The organism is bacterium SCSIO 12696 (assembly GCA_024397955.1).
In the GTDB taxonomy this organism is placed as follows: domain Bacteria; phylum Pseudomonadota; class Gammaproteobacteria; order Pseudomonadales; family Porticoccaceae; genus SCSIO-12696.
The window spans coordinates 1,302,268-1,316,003 of sequence record CP073744.1; the positions used below are offsets into that span (position 1 = coordinate 1,302,268).

General features: G+C 52.8%; 12 protein-coding genes. 5 read left to right on the forward strand and 7 right to left on the reverse strand.

Features of this window, described 5'->3' with window-relative positions:
- Positions 1-32: 32 nt before the first annotated feature.
- Complete coding sequence (locus KFE80_05955; protein UTW46422.1) at positions 33-473, reverse strand: FxsA family protein; 441 nt, start codon at positions 471-473, stop codon at positions 33-35.
- 173 nt (positions 474-646) lie between these two features.
- On the opposite strand from KFE80_05955, the gene KFE80_05960 reads away from it, so the two are divergent.
- The 4 genes from KFE80_05960 to KFE80_05975 are packed head-to-tail and all read left to right on the forward strand — an operon-like array spanning position 647 to position 4,176.
- Positions 647-955 carry an MGMT family protein gene (locus KFE80_05960; GenBank protein ID UTW46423.1) on the forward strand — a complete coding sequence of 103 codons (309 nt, stop codon included), beginning with the start codon at positions 647-649 and terminating at the stop codon, positions 953-955.
- Between the two features lie 57 nt (positions 956-1,012).
- Positions 1,013-2,290 (forward strand): AmpG family muropeptide MFS transporter, encoded by a 1,278-nt coding sequence (locus KFE80_05965; protein ID UTW46424.1) that lies wholly within the window; start codon positions 1,013-1,015, stop codon positions 2,288-2,290.
- Positions 2,287-3,171: an ABC transporter ATP-binding protein gene (locus KFE80_05970; GenBank protein ID UTW46425.1), complete on the forward strand. Its 885-nt coding sequence runs from the start codon at positions 2,287-2,289 to the stop codon at positions 3,169-3,171. Before KFE80_05965 ends, KFE80_05970 begins: the two co-directional genes overlap by 4 nt.
- 12 nt (positions 3,172-3,183) lie before the next feature.
- On the forward strand, positions 3,184-4,176 hold the full coding sequence (locus tag KFE80_05975; GenBank protein UTW46426.1) for an ABC transporter permease: 993 nt from the start codon (positions 3,184-3,186) through the stop codon (positions 4,174-4,176).
- Between the two features lies 1 nt (position 4,177).
- Here KFE80_05975 and ampE read toward each other — a convergent pair whose 3' ends face one another.
- The 4 genes from ampE to KFE80_05995 form a co-directional block, all read right to left on the reverse strand.
- Entirely contained in the window at positions 4,178-5,053 is an 876-nt protein-coding gene (gene ampE, locus KFE80_05980; GenBank protein UTW46427.1) for a regulatory signaling modulator protein AmpE, read from the reverse strand.
- Between the two features lie 165 nt (positions 5,054-5,218).
- A complete protein-coding gene (gene ampD / locus KFE80_05985; protein UTW46428.1) occupies positions 5,219-5,758 on the reverse strand; it encodes a 1,6-anhydro-N-acetylmuramyl-L-alanine amidase AmpD in 540 nt (179 codons plus the stop codon).
- A gap of 35 nt (positions 5,759-5,793) precedes the next feature.
- Complete coding sequence (locus tag KFE80_05990) at positions 5,794-7,932, reverse strand: DUF1631 domain-containing protein (GenBank protein UTW46429.1); 2,139 nt, start codon at positions 7,930-7,932, stop codon at positions 5,794-5,796.
- A 106-nt stretch (positions 7,933-8,038) separates the two neighbouring features.
- Positions 8,039-10,207, reverse strand: a complete 2,169-nt coding sequence (locus KFE80_05995; GenBank protein UTW46430.1) for a DUF1631 domain-containing protein — start codon at positions 10,205-10,207, stop codon at positions 8,039-8,041.
- Between the two features lie 256 nt (positions 10,208-10,463).
- Between KFE80_05995 and KFE80_06000 the strand changes: the two genes are divergently transcribed.
- Positions 10,464-11,318, forward strand: a complete 855-nt coding sequence (locus KFE80_06000) for a carboxylating nicotinate-nucleotide diphosphorylase (GenBank protein UTW46431.1) — start codon at positions 10,464-10,466, stop codon at positions 11,316-11,318.
- A 17-nt stretch (positions 11,319-11,335) separates the two neighbouring features.
- Here KFE80_06000 and KFE80_06005 read toward each other — a convergent pair whose 3' ends face one another.
- A complete protein-coding gene (locus KFE80_06005) occupies positions 11,336-12,112 on the reverse strand; it encodes an MBL fold metallo-hydrolase (protein ID UTW46432.1) in 777 nt (258 codons plus the stop codon).
- A 271-nt stretch (positions 12,113-12,383) separates the two neighbouring features.
- Complete coding sequence (locus KFE80_06010) at positions 12,384-13,565, reverse strand: trans-2-enoyl-CoA reductase family protein (protein UTW46433.1); 1,182 nt, start codon at positions 13,563-13,565, stop codon at positions 12,384-12,386.
- Positions 13,566-13,736: the final 171 nt, after the last annotated feature.

Below are 13,736 nucleotides of genomic sequence, written 5' to 3' on the forward strand. Positions count from 1 at the left end.
TTTAAGTGGGTTTCAAGGGGTACAGATGCCTATCAATCTTCCCGGCGGTAGCTGCCTTCTATGACATCCGCATCATCGCGGCGCGCAGAGCGATGCTCGTAGACAGAGCCACCAGCGCCAACGACGGTGACCAGACCAGACAGCTTGCTGAACAGCCAGCGGCGAATACCAGGAGTCAGGCCCGCAAAACCAATGGCGTCGGTGACAAACCCAGGGGTCAGAAGCAGTGCACCACTGACCGCCAGCATCAAACCCTCGGCCATTTCCTGTGCGGGCATCTGGCCCTGCTGCATCTTCCAGTTGCCACGACGCAACGTATCAAAACCCTGCTTGCGCAACAGAGCAAAGCCGATGGCAGCGGTCAGAAACACCAAAGCGATGGTAGGCACTGCACCAATAACACCACCCACCTCAATCAACAGCCACATCTCAAGGATGGGCATAATGATGAACAACAGAAAGAGTGAACGCATAGTGGTTCCGGTAGTGTGTATTGTTTGAGTAGTTATGAAATGGGGGTAAGTATCGGAGTTTCAAGGGCTGCTGCGGGCCTCGGGCTGCGCGCCACTAGCAGATCGAACGGAATTGCCATTCTGCTCGCGGCCCGTGGCTCGTAGCCCGAAGCATTTACAGGTAAGCTGCCCCAATGGAATCCACCCCCCAACAACGCATTTACGCCGTACTCCACTCCATCCCCAGTGGCAAAGTAGTCACCTACGGTCAGGTGGCAGAACTGGCGGGATTGCCACGGGCTGCTCGGCTGGTGGGCACTACCCTGAAAAAATTGCCCACAGGCTCCACCCTGCCCTGGCATCGGGTGATTAATTCCGCCGGCAAAATCAGCTTCCCCAATGAACATCCCAATTACAAACGTCAGCGCCAGTTGCTATTGGACGAGGGCGTGTTGTTTAGTGGAGATAGAGTGAAACTGCGGGAATACCAATGGCGACCTTAGGGGGTTTGCAGTAAGGTAGCCGCCTGTTCACTGCGAGACCACCAAAAAATAACAACCATGCCCTTTCAGGATATAAAAGCCGCCGTTTTCAACCAGCGGATGTTGATTTGTATTTTCACCGGTTTTGCGTCGGGATTACCGCTGTACATTCTAATTCAGCTGGTGCCTGGTTGGCTGCGAGATGAAGGCGTTGGCCTAGCGGAAATTGGCTTTTTTACTCTGATCGGCCTGCCCTACACTTGGAAGTTTTTGTGGTCACCACTGCTGGAGCGCTATCAACCTAAATGGCTGGGGCGCCGCAGGGGTTGGATGATGGCCAGCCAACTGGGCTTATTGTTAACTATTGCGGTGCTCGGCACCTTCGACCCAAACACACAGCTTTGGTCAATCGCGGTGTTGTGCACACTGGTGGCATTGCTCAGTGCTACCCAAGACATCGCCCTCGACGCCTACCGCCGCGAGCTATTGCCTGACCCTGAATTAGGACTGGGTAATTCCATTCACGTTAATGCCTATCGGGTTGCCGGATTGGTGCCTGGAGGGCTGTCATTGATTTTGGCCGACCTGCCCCTGTGGGATTGGGATATGGTGTTTTGGGTAACCGCTGTATTCATGCTGCCCGGGATCTTAATGACCGCACTGGTCAAAGAACCGAAACACCTGTCACCACCACCAACATCCCTGCGCGATGCGGTTATTGAGCCATTTAAAGAGTTCTTTTTTAGAGATGGTTCCAAACGCGCCTGGTTGATTCTTTGGTTTATCGTTTTGTACAAATTAGCCGACAACATGGCTGTGGCACTGCAAACGCCGTTCTTTTTGGATATTGGCTTTTCCAAAACAGATATTGGGCTAATTGCCAAAAGCGTCGGATTTTGGGCATCCACCATTGGCACCATTTTTGGTGGTCTCGCCATGATTCGCCTGGGAATCAACCGCGCACTATGGATTTTTGGCTTTGTGCAGCTGGTGTCTATTCTGGGCTTTGCCGCGCTGGCCCATATTGGCGAGAACAAAGTGATGCTCGCCGTGGCCATGGGTTTTGAGTACCTGGGTGTTGGTTTGGGAGCCGCCGCCCTGGTGGCTTTTATGGCGCGAACCACCAGCAAACTGCACACTGCCACACAGCTTGCCTTATTCACAGCACTGGCAGCACTGCCACGTACAGCAGCCAATGCAGTAACGGGAATTATTGTCGAAGCCGTCGGCTGGGAATTGTTTTTTTATCTCTGTACAGTGCTGGCCATACCCGGCATGCTACTGCTGTTTAAAGTTGCCCCCTGGAACGGAGACCGGCAAGCAGCCTCTCCTCAAGCTGCCCAGCAAAACCCATGACACCCATCATCGAAGTTCGCAATCTCGTTAAACAATTCGGCAGTTTCCGGGCTGTGGACGGTATCTCTTTTACCATTCCCCAAGGTATCTGCTTTGGCCTGTTGGGCCCCAATGGTGCGGGTAAAACCACCACCATTGAAATGATTGAAGGCATTAAAAAGCCCACATCCGGGGACATTCTCTACCGGGGGCAGCCTCGGGGCGATCAGTTCAAGTTGGATATTGGCATCCAGTTCCAGTCCACTGCGTTGATGGATTTTGTCACTACCCGGGAAGTGCTGGAGCTGTTTGGGCGCTTTTACGACAAGCCACTGCCGGTTGAGGAACTGGCAGAATTGTGTCAGCTCAACGACTTTCTCGACAGCTTTGCCACCAAGTTATCTGGCGGCCAGAAACAGCGTTTGTTGTTGGCCATTGCGCTGATCAATGACCCCCAGCTGTTATTTCTCGACGAGCCCACCACCGGCCTCGACCCGCAATCCAGGCGCAACTTCTGGCAGCTGATCGAAGAGATCAAACTGCGTGGCAAAACCGTGCTGCTCACCACCCATTACATGGACGAAGCTGAGCAGTTGTGCGACCAGCTGATCATCGTGGATCAGGGCCAGATTATTGCCGAAGGTTCACCGCGAGCACTGCTCAATCAACACTTTGGCCACAGCTATGTGTGCCTGGATGCGGACGAGGTTGAAGGTGAACTGGACGAACTATCGGTTTCCGTCGCACACAGTAACGGCCAGCTGGAACTGCAAACACAGTCTGTTGAAAGCACCATCAAGGCACTGATAGACCGCCAGGTTAACCTAAGCTCTCTGCGGGTCAGAAACCCCACCCTGGACGATTTGTTTCTGAAACTCACTGGCCATCACTTACGCAACTGATCAAGCAAACATATGCACAAGGTTATCGCTCTCTGGGCCGCACGCAACCGTGAATACTACCGGGACAAAGCCTCTCTGTTCTGGTCATTTGTATTTACTCCCCTGTTGGTGGTTATTCTTGCCCTGTCATTTTCCGGTGAGAACACCGAAGTGTTTGCAGTGGGTGTACTGGACGACAGCATCAGCCATCCCGGCGCAGAGCGGGGGTACATCACCGCTATTTCGTACAGCGACCGGGAACGAGCGTTCAAACAGGTGGAGTACCAGCAAATTGCTATGCTGTTCGACCCCACCACTCGCACTTACTGGATAAACAGTCGCTCCAGCAAAAGCCAGCTGTTAGAAGAGCTATTAACGGATGAATTGGCCGGCTGGAACAAACAAGTCACCAGTGGCCGCCAGGTGCGCTATATCGATTGGGTACTGCCCGGGATGCTGGCCATGAACATTATGTTCAGTGGCCTGTTTGGCGTGGGCTATGTGATTGTTCGCTACCGCAAAAATGGCGTGTTAAAACGACTGCAGGCAGCCCCCATCAAAGCCTGGCAATTTTTGTTGGCCCAGGGCATGTCGCGATTGTCGATTATGCTGGTGGTGACCACCATTTTATTTGTGGCCTGTTGGTGGCTGGTGGATCTGGTAGTAGTAGGCAACCCCTGGCTATTGCTGTTGGTTGCCTTTCTGGGCAATCTCAGCATTATCAGTCTGGCGCTGTTATTTGCCAGCCGCAGCGCCAGTGAGGAATTTACCAATGGCTTACTTAACGCCATTAGTTTCCCCATGTTACTGCTGTCGGAAGTGTGGTTTTCTCTGGATCGTGCACCACAATGGCTTCAATGGATCGCCGAAATTTCGCCGCTCACCCATATGGTGAGAGCGGCTAGAACGGTAATGCTAGAAGGTGGGGATTTCGCCAGCATCTTACCCAGCGTGCTGGTACTGAGCGTGATGAGTGCGGTTTTTTTAGTTGCCGCAGGCTGGCTGTTTCGCTGGCACCAAGAATAACCTACAGCACCACAATAAAGGCGATCACGCAAACCCACAGCATCATGGCGCGGTGAAACAAGGTGCGCACCATTTCCAGTTCTGCAACTTCAATATCCGCTGTATCCACATTGGCGGACAAGGCACCCACCACGTAATGCAGCAATACCTGCCCGGTAGTACGTACTGGGCACACCACGCACTCTTTCCAGTGGTGCAAGCAGCAGGCAAAGTTGCCCACCAGCGCAAAACTGAAACCGAGAATGCGCACCGGCAGCCACTCCATGAGCCACAACCAGCGTTGCGCGAGCCCCATAACCGGACAGCTGGGTGCTTCATCTTCCACTTCTTGCTGGTCTGTAGTAATCGGCTTGTTGGCCTGCAATTCACTCAGGCGGTATAACAGCGCACCCGCGGGACCCAAAACAAAGAACCAGAAAACAACTGGAAAACTGTGTTCAAAAAAACGATAGGACAGGTTTTGCAACAACGCTTGATGCAGTTCTTCAGGGGTGCTAGGGGCACCCGTAGCACTGGCCCGCTCGCTTTCTTCACCTTCCAGTTTTGCCAAATCATGGTAGACCGCTTGCTGATCGTCCCGTTCAACATGCTCTTCAATGGCATCCAGATTAGCCGGTAAATTGCCCCGCCCCAGACAGTACAACAGCACCAACAGACCGAACGCAAAACTGCCCAACCAGCCCCACCATTGAGCTGCAAAACAGTCCAGCAGCCACAAGGCAGCCACTGGAACTAACAAAGACACAATAAATTTAACCGCTGACGGAGAACCAAATTTTCCCAGCCATACAAAGAACCAGCCATCTTGATGCAATAGGCGCAAGTCCGGCACTACACGGTGTAAACCCAGCGCTGCCAGTATCACCAAAAATTCCATCGTGTTCCCCTCAAACTTTAGTCATAGGGCACTTCTAAAAATAGTGATATTTTTGCGAGAGCAAGGCGACGGCGCACGGAGAACCACAGTGTATAAGGCATACATGAGGATTCGAGTACGACGCCAACACTGCTATCGCAGAAATAGTGCATTTTTAGAAGTGCCCTAAAGTTGGTTTTTATAACGCGGCCAATCAAATGCAGAGCCCGGATCCGTTTTTCGGCCCGGAGCAATATCACTGTGGCCCACTATACGCTCTGGGGTAATTCCGGGAAAGTGCCCCATCAACTCGCGAGTCACCTCTACCAGGCACCGGTATTGAGCATCGCTGTAAGGGGTGTCGTCTGCGCCTTCCAGCTCTATGCCGATGGAAAAGTCGTTGCAATTGTCCCGACCACAAAAGTCAGAAGCACCGGCGTGCCAGGCTCTGGCGCTAAACGGGACAAACTGGGTCACCTTGCCCTGACGGTCAATAAGCAGGTGTGCAGACACCTGTAAGTCGGCAATAGTGGCAAAGTACGGATGCTCATCCGCTGCCAGTTGGTTGCAAAAAAAGCGTTGAATATAACCACCGCCAAATTGATTCGGAGGCAAGCTGATATTGTGAATCACCAACAGTTCCACCGGAGTACTTTCCGGGCGCTGGTTGTGGTTCGGTGAAGGTGTGTGAGTGGCGCTAGACAGCCAACCCTGTGAGTCGATCATGACATGTATCCGGTAATCAGGCTTACCGATACTATTTACTGCTGACGCATATCGTCAACTACCGCAGCCAAAGCGCGATCAAACAAAGGCGTGTTATCGATAATGACCAACTGTTGTTTTTTCAGCAGATGCGCCAATTGACGACCTGTGCCCGCAACCACTTTTATTCCCTGACGATCCACAAAAATATGAATATTCTGGGGGCCAGCGGAACCAACATAGCGGGCGCGCAGTTGGTATTTGGGTTGACAGAATTCAACCCAACTGCCTGGGGATATGGATTCAACGTCGTGCAGGTAATGCTCTTCAATGGTATCGCTCAATTGCTCCACCGGGGGCATGGCTTCTCCGGGCATCAAGGTTTTCTGTTCACCGGGGATTGCGGGGTATATCTGCTCAGCGGTCACTGATTCAAGCGTCTCCCCTACACCACTTTGGCCAGGCACCAGCAAGCGTTCCAAATCACGAATTAAATGTTCTGTTTGGTAAGGGTCGAGGGCAATCTCCGTGAGCTTGCTGCGAATCCCAGCTACCAACTCGATACCATTTACCACCAAGCTCGCATCGCCGACAGCGGCGTCGGCCACCTGCTGCAATATTAATCGAGCACTCTGCCAAGCGGCGGATTCTTGCCCTTCGCGCAAGTGGCTCAAGAACAAAACTTTGCACCAGGCTTGCTCTGCAAACGTCACTACTGCCTTGGGCATTCTGCGCCCGGCCAAGTGCTCTTCCAGCAGGCTTTTGACAGCGCTGTAGGAGTAATTGAGTTGTGAGCTGGCCTGTTCATCTTCCAGCAAATGCTGTTCCCGGGCAGCGGATTGACGGCGCAGCTTTTCACTCTCAGACACCAGCTCCGTCAGCGCCTGGGTAAGGCGCACCGGACTGCACGCGCAGCGCAATAACTGCTGGAAGGCCTGTTCAATATGTGGGTATAGAGGATCATCCTCCAGCGGCTCGCGATCACAGTATCCCTGAGCAGCTTGGGTAATCTCGTTGAACAAACGCCGCGCCGGATGCCGCTGCTTATCAAAGAAGCCCGCATCGCTCAGGGCGGCTTTGGCAATGGCGATTTGCAGTTTGGCCATTTCTGGCAGCAGTATGGGGGGGAAGCTGTCATCCGCACATACCTGGTCAAACAAGGCATCAACCAAATGCACTAAACCCCGCTCGGTATCCCCCAACGACATCGGGTGATCGCCATCAGCCAGCTGTTTTTCCAGTCGTTCCAACAAAGAAGAGACACCGCCAACTTCAAGGCTATCGACAGCTTTAACCACTTCTGCAGGCGCCGCCTCCGGAAACGGAGGGAGCTTGCCACCGGTGGATTTATCCTGGTGCCACTGCCGGGACATCACTGAGTTCAGTTGAGTAACAAGGCGACCGTAATTTTTTTGTTGGCGCTGTAGGCTATCGCGATCCAAAAAATCACCGGGGTGACGCTCTGCAGGTTCCTGGGCACTGCGAATGGGCTTGGCTTCTGCCCCCTGGCGCGTTTCCAGCTCAGGCAACACGCCCAATTCTTGCAGCAACTGGTTGCTCTGCTGCAGAAAATCCCCAAGCGGCGTGACCACATGGCGTTCGAATAATTTCAGCAATACCAATTTGGAGCGGATACCGATATCCAGCCCCGCAGTGGCGCGGAAAAACGTATCGCAGACCGTATCCGGGCCCAGTGGATTATCTTTAAGAGAAACTGCTTGGTGGGTCAGAGATTCCAGCCGATTAGCCAGCCATTGCAACTGCTGCCGATTGCCTTCATCGGCTCTGGATACCATGGTGTCCAGAGCAATGATTTCTTCGAGCTCATCCCCATCAGCCAGCTCAAAAGCAGCGGTGTGTTCCTGGCGTTGTTGATGCTTCTCAGCCGCCTCCGAGTTCACTAGCCCATCGAACGCCAAACCCAAATTTTGTTGAAAGCTGGATTCGATGGCCTTGCGCTCAAAGCGAATCAGGCGCATGGCATCAAAGTAACTGGTTTGCTGACGGGAATTATCGGCGCGGTCGGCCAAGTCAAAAAAGGTGTCGTCTACTTGCTCAAAAACTGCTTTAAGGCGGTTGGCAAAATGACGTTCTGCACGATCTCGGAGCATGCGCAAAGGTGGCGGCAGAACACCTGCTCGCCGCTTTTCCAGTACCGCTCCATTTTTAACAATGTGAAGGCGACCTTCGGTCATTTCATACAATTAGTATTATTGTGCGCTGAAAACTATAGCGGCACTGCAATAACTTTTCCAGTTTTTGAGATTTTTTAAGTAGTTACAGCCGTTTTTTATAACTGAATTAAGCGATATTCCGCGAATGTTCTATGTTTTTTTGCAGATCGTGTAACACGGTTTCCATGGCTTCATCAATCAACGGGCTGTTATCCAGTACCACGAGGCGCTGTTTTTTCAACGCCAATGCCAATTGTTGGCGGCTGCCTTCGATGACTTTGACACCACGTCGATTCACAAACACCATGGTACCGCTGTTTTCGTCGCCCTCACCGATAGTGCCGGCAAAACGTGCGCGGCGAGTGGTGTCTTCGCCAGTCACCAGCTCTACCCAACTGCCTTTTTCCAGTGCATCTACTTGCTTTAAGTATTTCGATTCAACGGCCTCGGCGCTACCCTCTTTTGGCAATTTGCAGGGCTCGCCGGGGATATTTAACATCAGGGCAGCGACTTTTTTGGCCACCAATTTTGGGTCGGGCTTACCTTTTTCCTTGCCAGTGATACGCAGCTCCAGTAAGCCGTCTATGCCTTTTAATAAAAACTCAATCTGATAGGGATCCAGTGCCGCCTTTTCCAACTGAAAGCGTATTTCGTCCAGCAGTTCTGCGCGATCGAAGTCGTCACTGACACTGCCTTGAGGCTTCGAAAAGCCAATAACTGTATCCAACAGTTTGAGCGCATCACCCCAGGCACTGGACAAATCCCCTTCGCGCAGGTGGGCTAAAAATAGCACCTTGCCCCAACCCTGCTCGACAAATGAAACGGTGAGGGACGGCAGTTCGAGCCCCAGCATGCGCTCTTCCAGGCAGCCTTTCACCACCGTGTGTGAGGTGTTGAGGCGCACCCGACCATCCTCTTCCTCGAGCATGCGGTGCTCCACCGCTTTACTGCGGCGCTGCTCGCGACCCACAAAGGAAACAAAATCATCCAGCAGTTGCGGCAATTGATCATCGTTGACATCGGACTGATGCAGTTGCTCGACCACCTCATGGATCTTTTTGTACACCGGGTCATTACTGGCTTCTTCGTTTTCGCCAAATCCCATAGACGCCTGAGCCACTTCGTTGATGAGCTGTCGAGCAGGGTGTTGTTCACTGTCGAAAAATTCGCTGTCTTGAAGCGCAATTTTGGCAACTGCCAGCTCCAGATTTTTCATAGCACCGTTCAGCGACGGGGAAATAACGCTGGTTTGGTGCATCTGCTTGAACAACAAGTCCACCAGCGTCACCACCGTCTTATCCATCAGGCTCATCTGGTTTGGCAGCTGAGCACCAATGTGATCGAGCAATGAAGTATCCGCTTCCATGGCGCCGACACTATCCTGGACGGCGGTCCCCATGTGTAAGTTGTTAATGGCCGCCAGCAACTCTTCCTGAGGCGCATAGTTTTGCTCACCCACAGCTTGTAAAGTGGCATCACCCTGCTGCTGCGACAGTAAGGCAGTCAGCTGCGACAATACACCGTTGGTGGTCGAACCATTATCTGTAGCCGCTCCCTGGCTGGGTTTAAAAGCCCGGCTGGCTGCACCCTTGGCTGCCGTACGTTGCTTTTGAACTTCGATGTTGGGCAACACACCCAGTTCTTTTAGCAACTGGTTACTCTGCTGAACCAAGCCTGCGTGATTGGAAAGCACGTGGCGCTCAAACAGCTTGAGCAACACTAGGCGCGAGCGAATATCCAGTTCTACTTTTTCGGTGGCCTGCTGAAACGCCCGGCAAATGGCGTCGGCACCCAGGGGGTTATTAACGCCATTGACACTACAACCGTAAAGGCTGTCGATACGCTTACAGAGTATTTGCAAACCGCGCTTGCTGTGCTCTTCGGCCCGGCGGATCATCACCTCAAAGGCCACTTTTTCTTCAAGTTCGTCGTTTTCCATCAACTCCATGGAGTTGAGGTCAGCATCGGCATCTTCCGCAGCAGCCGCCAGTAAACTGGCCAGGGTGCTCTCGTAAAAACCGCTGCGAACGTATTTCAAGCATTCCTGCTCAATGGAGTTGCGATTCATGCGCAAAACCCGCATGGCATCGAAGTAAACCGTTTGCTGCTGGTTGTTCTCAGCGTTATCCGCCAAATCAAAGAAGGTATCATCTACCTGTTCAAACACGACTTCCAGGCGGTCGGCAATGTAATTCACCGATTTCGACGCCAGCATTTGCAGGGCCGGAGACAGTTCTGCCGGGCGTTGTTTTGCGGTGCTGGTTGAGCTATCAACTACGTGCAAATGCCTGTTCATCTGGTTCACCAACGGTTCAATGACTGTTTGTTAATTAGGAGAGGGGAATATCACGCCCTAAATCTAAACCAAAAGAACTAACAATATCTTTTCATTTTTAATGCTTTTGTATTGTTTGAGACGTTTTTCACAGTCGCTGTGGCACCAGTACCGCGGGCATGTGACCGGAGTGCACAAATTGCTATCAGCCCAAAACAGTGCCCTTTCACGACCTTGCGGCTATAATCCCGCGCTGATCAAAAACAGGTTCGATTTCATGCCGAGCAATCACCCTATAACCTCTGAGTTACAACAAGACATTCAGGCCAGTGTGCAACGTGCTCTGACGGAAGATATTGGCAGTGGCGATATTACCGCCCTGTTGATTCCCGAGCAGCGCCAAGCCAGTGCCACGGTGATTACCCGTGAGCATGCAATTGTTTGTGGCGTTGCCTGGGTGAACGAGGTATATCACCAACTGGACCCTGCAGTGGTCATTGAATGGCATGTCGAGGATGGCCAGCGGGTAGAGCCCAATCAGGTGCTGTTTAGCTTGCAGGGCAGTGCCCGCAGCCTGCTCACGGGTGAGCGTGCAGCGCTCAACTTTTTACAGACACTGTCTGGCACTGCCACGGTTGCCGGGCAATACGCCGACCTGTTAGCAGGCCGCGATATTCGCATTCTTGATACCCGCAAAACCCTCCCTGGCTTGCGCCTGGCGCAAAAGTACGCGGTTGCGGTGGGCGGCTGCCACAACCATCGTATCGGCCTTTACGATGCTTTCCTGATTAAAGAGAACCACATTGCCGCCTGTGGAGGCATCGAGAACGCAGTCAGCCAGGCTCGCCAGATCGACCGAGACAAGCCGGTGGAAGTGGAGGTGGAAAGTTTGGATGAGCTTCAGCAAGCCATCGACGCCGGTGCCGATATCGTGATGCTGGATAACTTCAGCAAAGCCATGGTGACAGAAGCCGTTGAGCTTGCGGCACAACGGGTGAAACTGGAAGTCTCGGGCAATATCACCGCCGAGGGCCTGGCGGATGCCGCAGCAGCGGGCATTGATTTTATTTCTTCCGGAGCGCTAACCAAGCACTGTCAGGCAGTGGACCTGTCATTTCGACTAAGCGATTAAAGGCAGTTCGCATTTAGCTACTTCAACACCCAGTGCTCTTCACCAAAGGCCCAGTGGTGATGAATCGTTTTGCGGGCAACGCCATCTTTTTCCAGCTTGAGCAAATGCGCCCACAGGGAATAGCTGGCTATTTTATGCAGGCTGGCGTCCACATCGTTGTACACCAACGGTAACAGAGCTTCCAAGCTGGCTTCCCCCAGCTGTTGCAGGGCCGCCACCACCTTGCGTTCCCGCTTCAAACGGTGCGCTATCAATTTTTCGATTTCCTGGCGGGGCTGGTCAATCAAACTTCCGTGTGCTGGCGCAATAGTGGCGATCTCCAGGGTTAGCAAGCGTTGCAATGACATCAGATAATCCTTCATATCACCGCTGGGTGGAATAACCACCACCGAACCACCACCAAACAGGTGGTCACCGGCGAACAAAGTATTTTCTTCTGGCAATAAGTAGCAGACATGGTTGCTGACATGGCCTGGCGTATAAATAGCCTGGAGGCGGAACTCACCGCATTCCAGCCACTCGCCGTCAGCGATATTGCGAGCTACTTGAAAACTGGTGTCTTGGTGGCCATCGTCTGCCATTACCTGGCCGATAGGTTCAGCACCCGTCGCTGCTATCAACGCCTGTGCAGCTGGAGAGTGGTCTGGGTGGGTATGAGTAACCACCACCCAACGAAGCTGATCACCGCAAGCATCAAGAATGTTTTGGATATGGGAGTCAATCGCTGGCCCTGGATCAATAACCGCCACCTGTTCCTCGCCTACCAAATAGCAGTGAGTACCCGTAGCCGTCATAGGGCCCGGATTGGGAGCAGTGATTCGGCGGATAAGGGGGGAAATTTGCTCTAGCATGATTGCGGGTTGGGCATTGGAAAGAGGCAACGGGTTTCGAGCTACGGGCGGCGAGCAGTATGGTGGAAACCTGCTTGAACTCAGTGAAAAATTCAATGGCTATTTGAAAGCATTCAGCCAATGACTGCGCTGAGGGTAACGGACTTGCTCGATCTGCACGTTGCCCGCAGCCCGTTGCTCGAAGCAAAAGGGCAGCTTGCGCTGCCCTTTTCAGTTAAAGCTCAACCAGCGGGCTGATATCTGCGTCGTAATCGACGCCATCGAAACCGAAGCCGAACAGCTGCAAGAAGTCGTGGTGATACCCCGCGTAGTCGGATAATTCACGTAAATTTTCACTGGTGACTTGAGACCAAAGTTGCTTGACCTCATCCTGCACCGAATCATCCAGCTCTTTCAGGTCCATACGCAGGCGGCCTACTTCATCCAGGTCGCGCTCACCTTTGGTATAAAACTGGTCGGCAAACAAACCTTGAATCTGTTCGATCACCCCTTCGTGGCAACCCTGCTCTTTCATCACTTTGAACAGCAAAGAGATATACAGTGGCATTACTGGAATTGCTGAGCTGGCCTGAGTCACTACCGCTTTCAGTACTGCCACTTTAGCCTCACCGCCATTTTGCTGCAGCTTGGCATCGATGGCACTGGCAGCACGGTCCAGGTCTTCTTTGGCTTTACCGATAGTGGCTTTGCCGTAAATTGGCCAGGTCAGTTCCTTACCAATGTAGGTGTAAGCAACCGTCTTACAGCCAGGGGCCAGCAAGCCGGCATCAGAGAGCGCATCAATCCACATCTCCCAGTCCTCACCGCCCATCACTTTAACCGTGTTGGCGATTTCTTCGTCACTGGCAGGTTCAACGGTGACTTCATCCACCACCTCGGTATCGGTGTTCAATCCCTTGGTGGTGTAACTTTGGCCCACAGGCTTCAGTGTGGAACTGTAAGTAACACCGGTTTTCGGGTCAGTACGGCGCGGCGATGCCAGGCTGTACACCACCATGTCCACCGGGCCCATCTCCGCTTTCAGCTTGGCGATGGTCTCTTCCTTCAGCTCGTCTGAGAAAGCATCGCCATTCAGGCTTTCCGCATACAAACCTTCAGCGCGAGCAGCCTGGTGAAACGCGGCGGAGTTGTAGTAACCCGCCGACGCTGTGCGTTTTTCGGTGGGCGGTTTTTCAAAGAAAATCCCCAAAGTGTCAGCACCACCACCAAACGCGGCGGTAATGCGCGACGCCAATCCGTAGCCCGTGGATGCACCGATTACCAGTACCTTCTTTGGCGCACCTTCGATGGTGCCCTGTTGCTTGACGTATTCGATCTGCTCACGAACACTGGCCGCACAACCAGCGGGGTGTGCGTTGGTACAGATAAAGCCGCGAATCTTGGGTTTGATAACCATTCTTATTCTCCAATTATGGGCTGGCGGCAGCCGCTATCCAGTACTGCAAAGAGCGCCATAATACCCGGAAACCGCAGTTTTTTCAGCCGCTCGATAAGGGTAATAAAGACCAATAACAACAAAAAACACCCGGCAATGCCGGGTGTTTTTTGTTGCAAAATCTTAGGACTT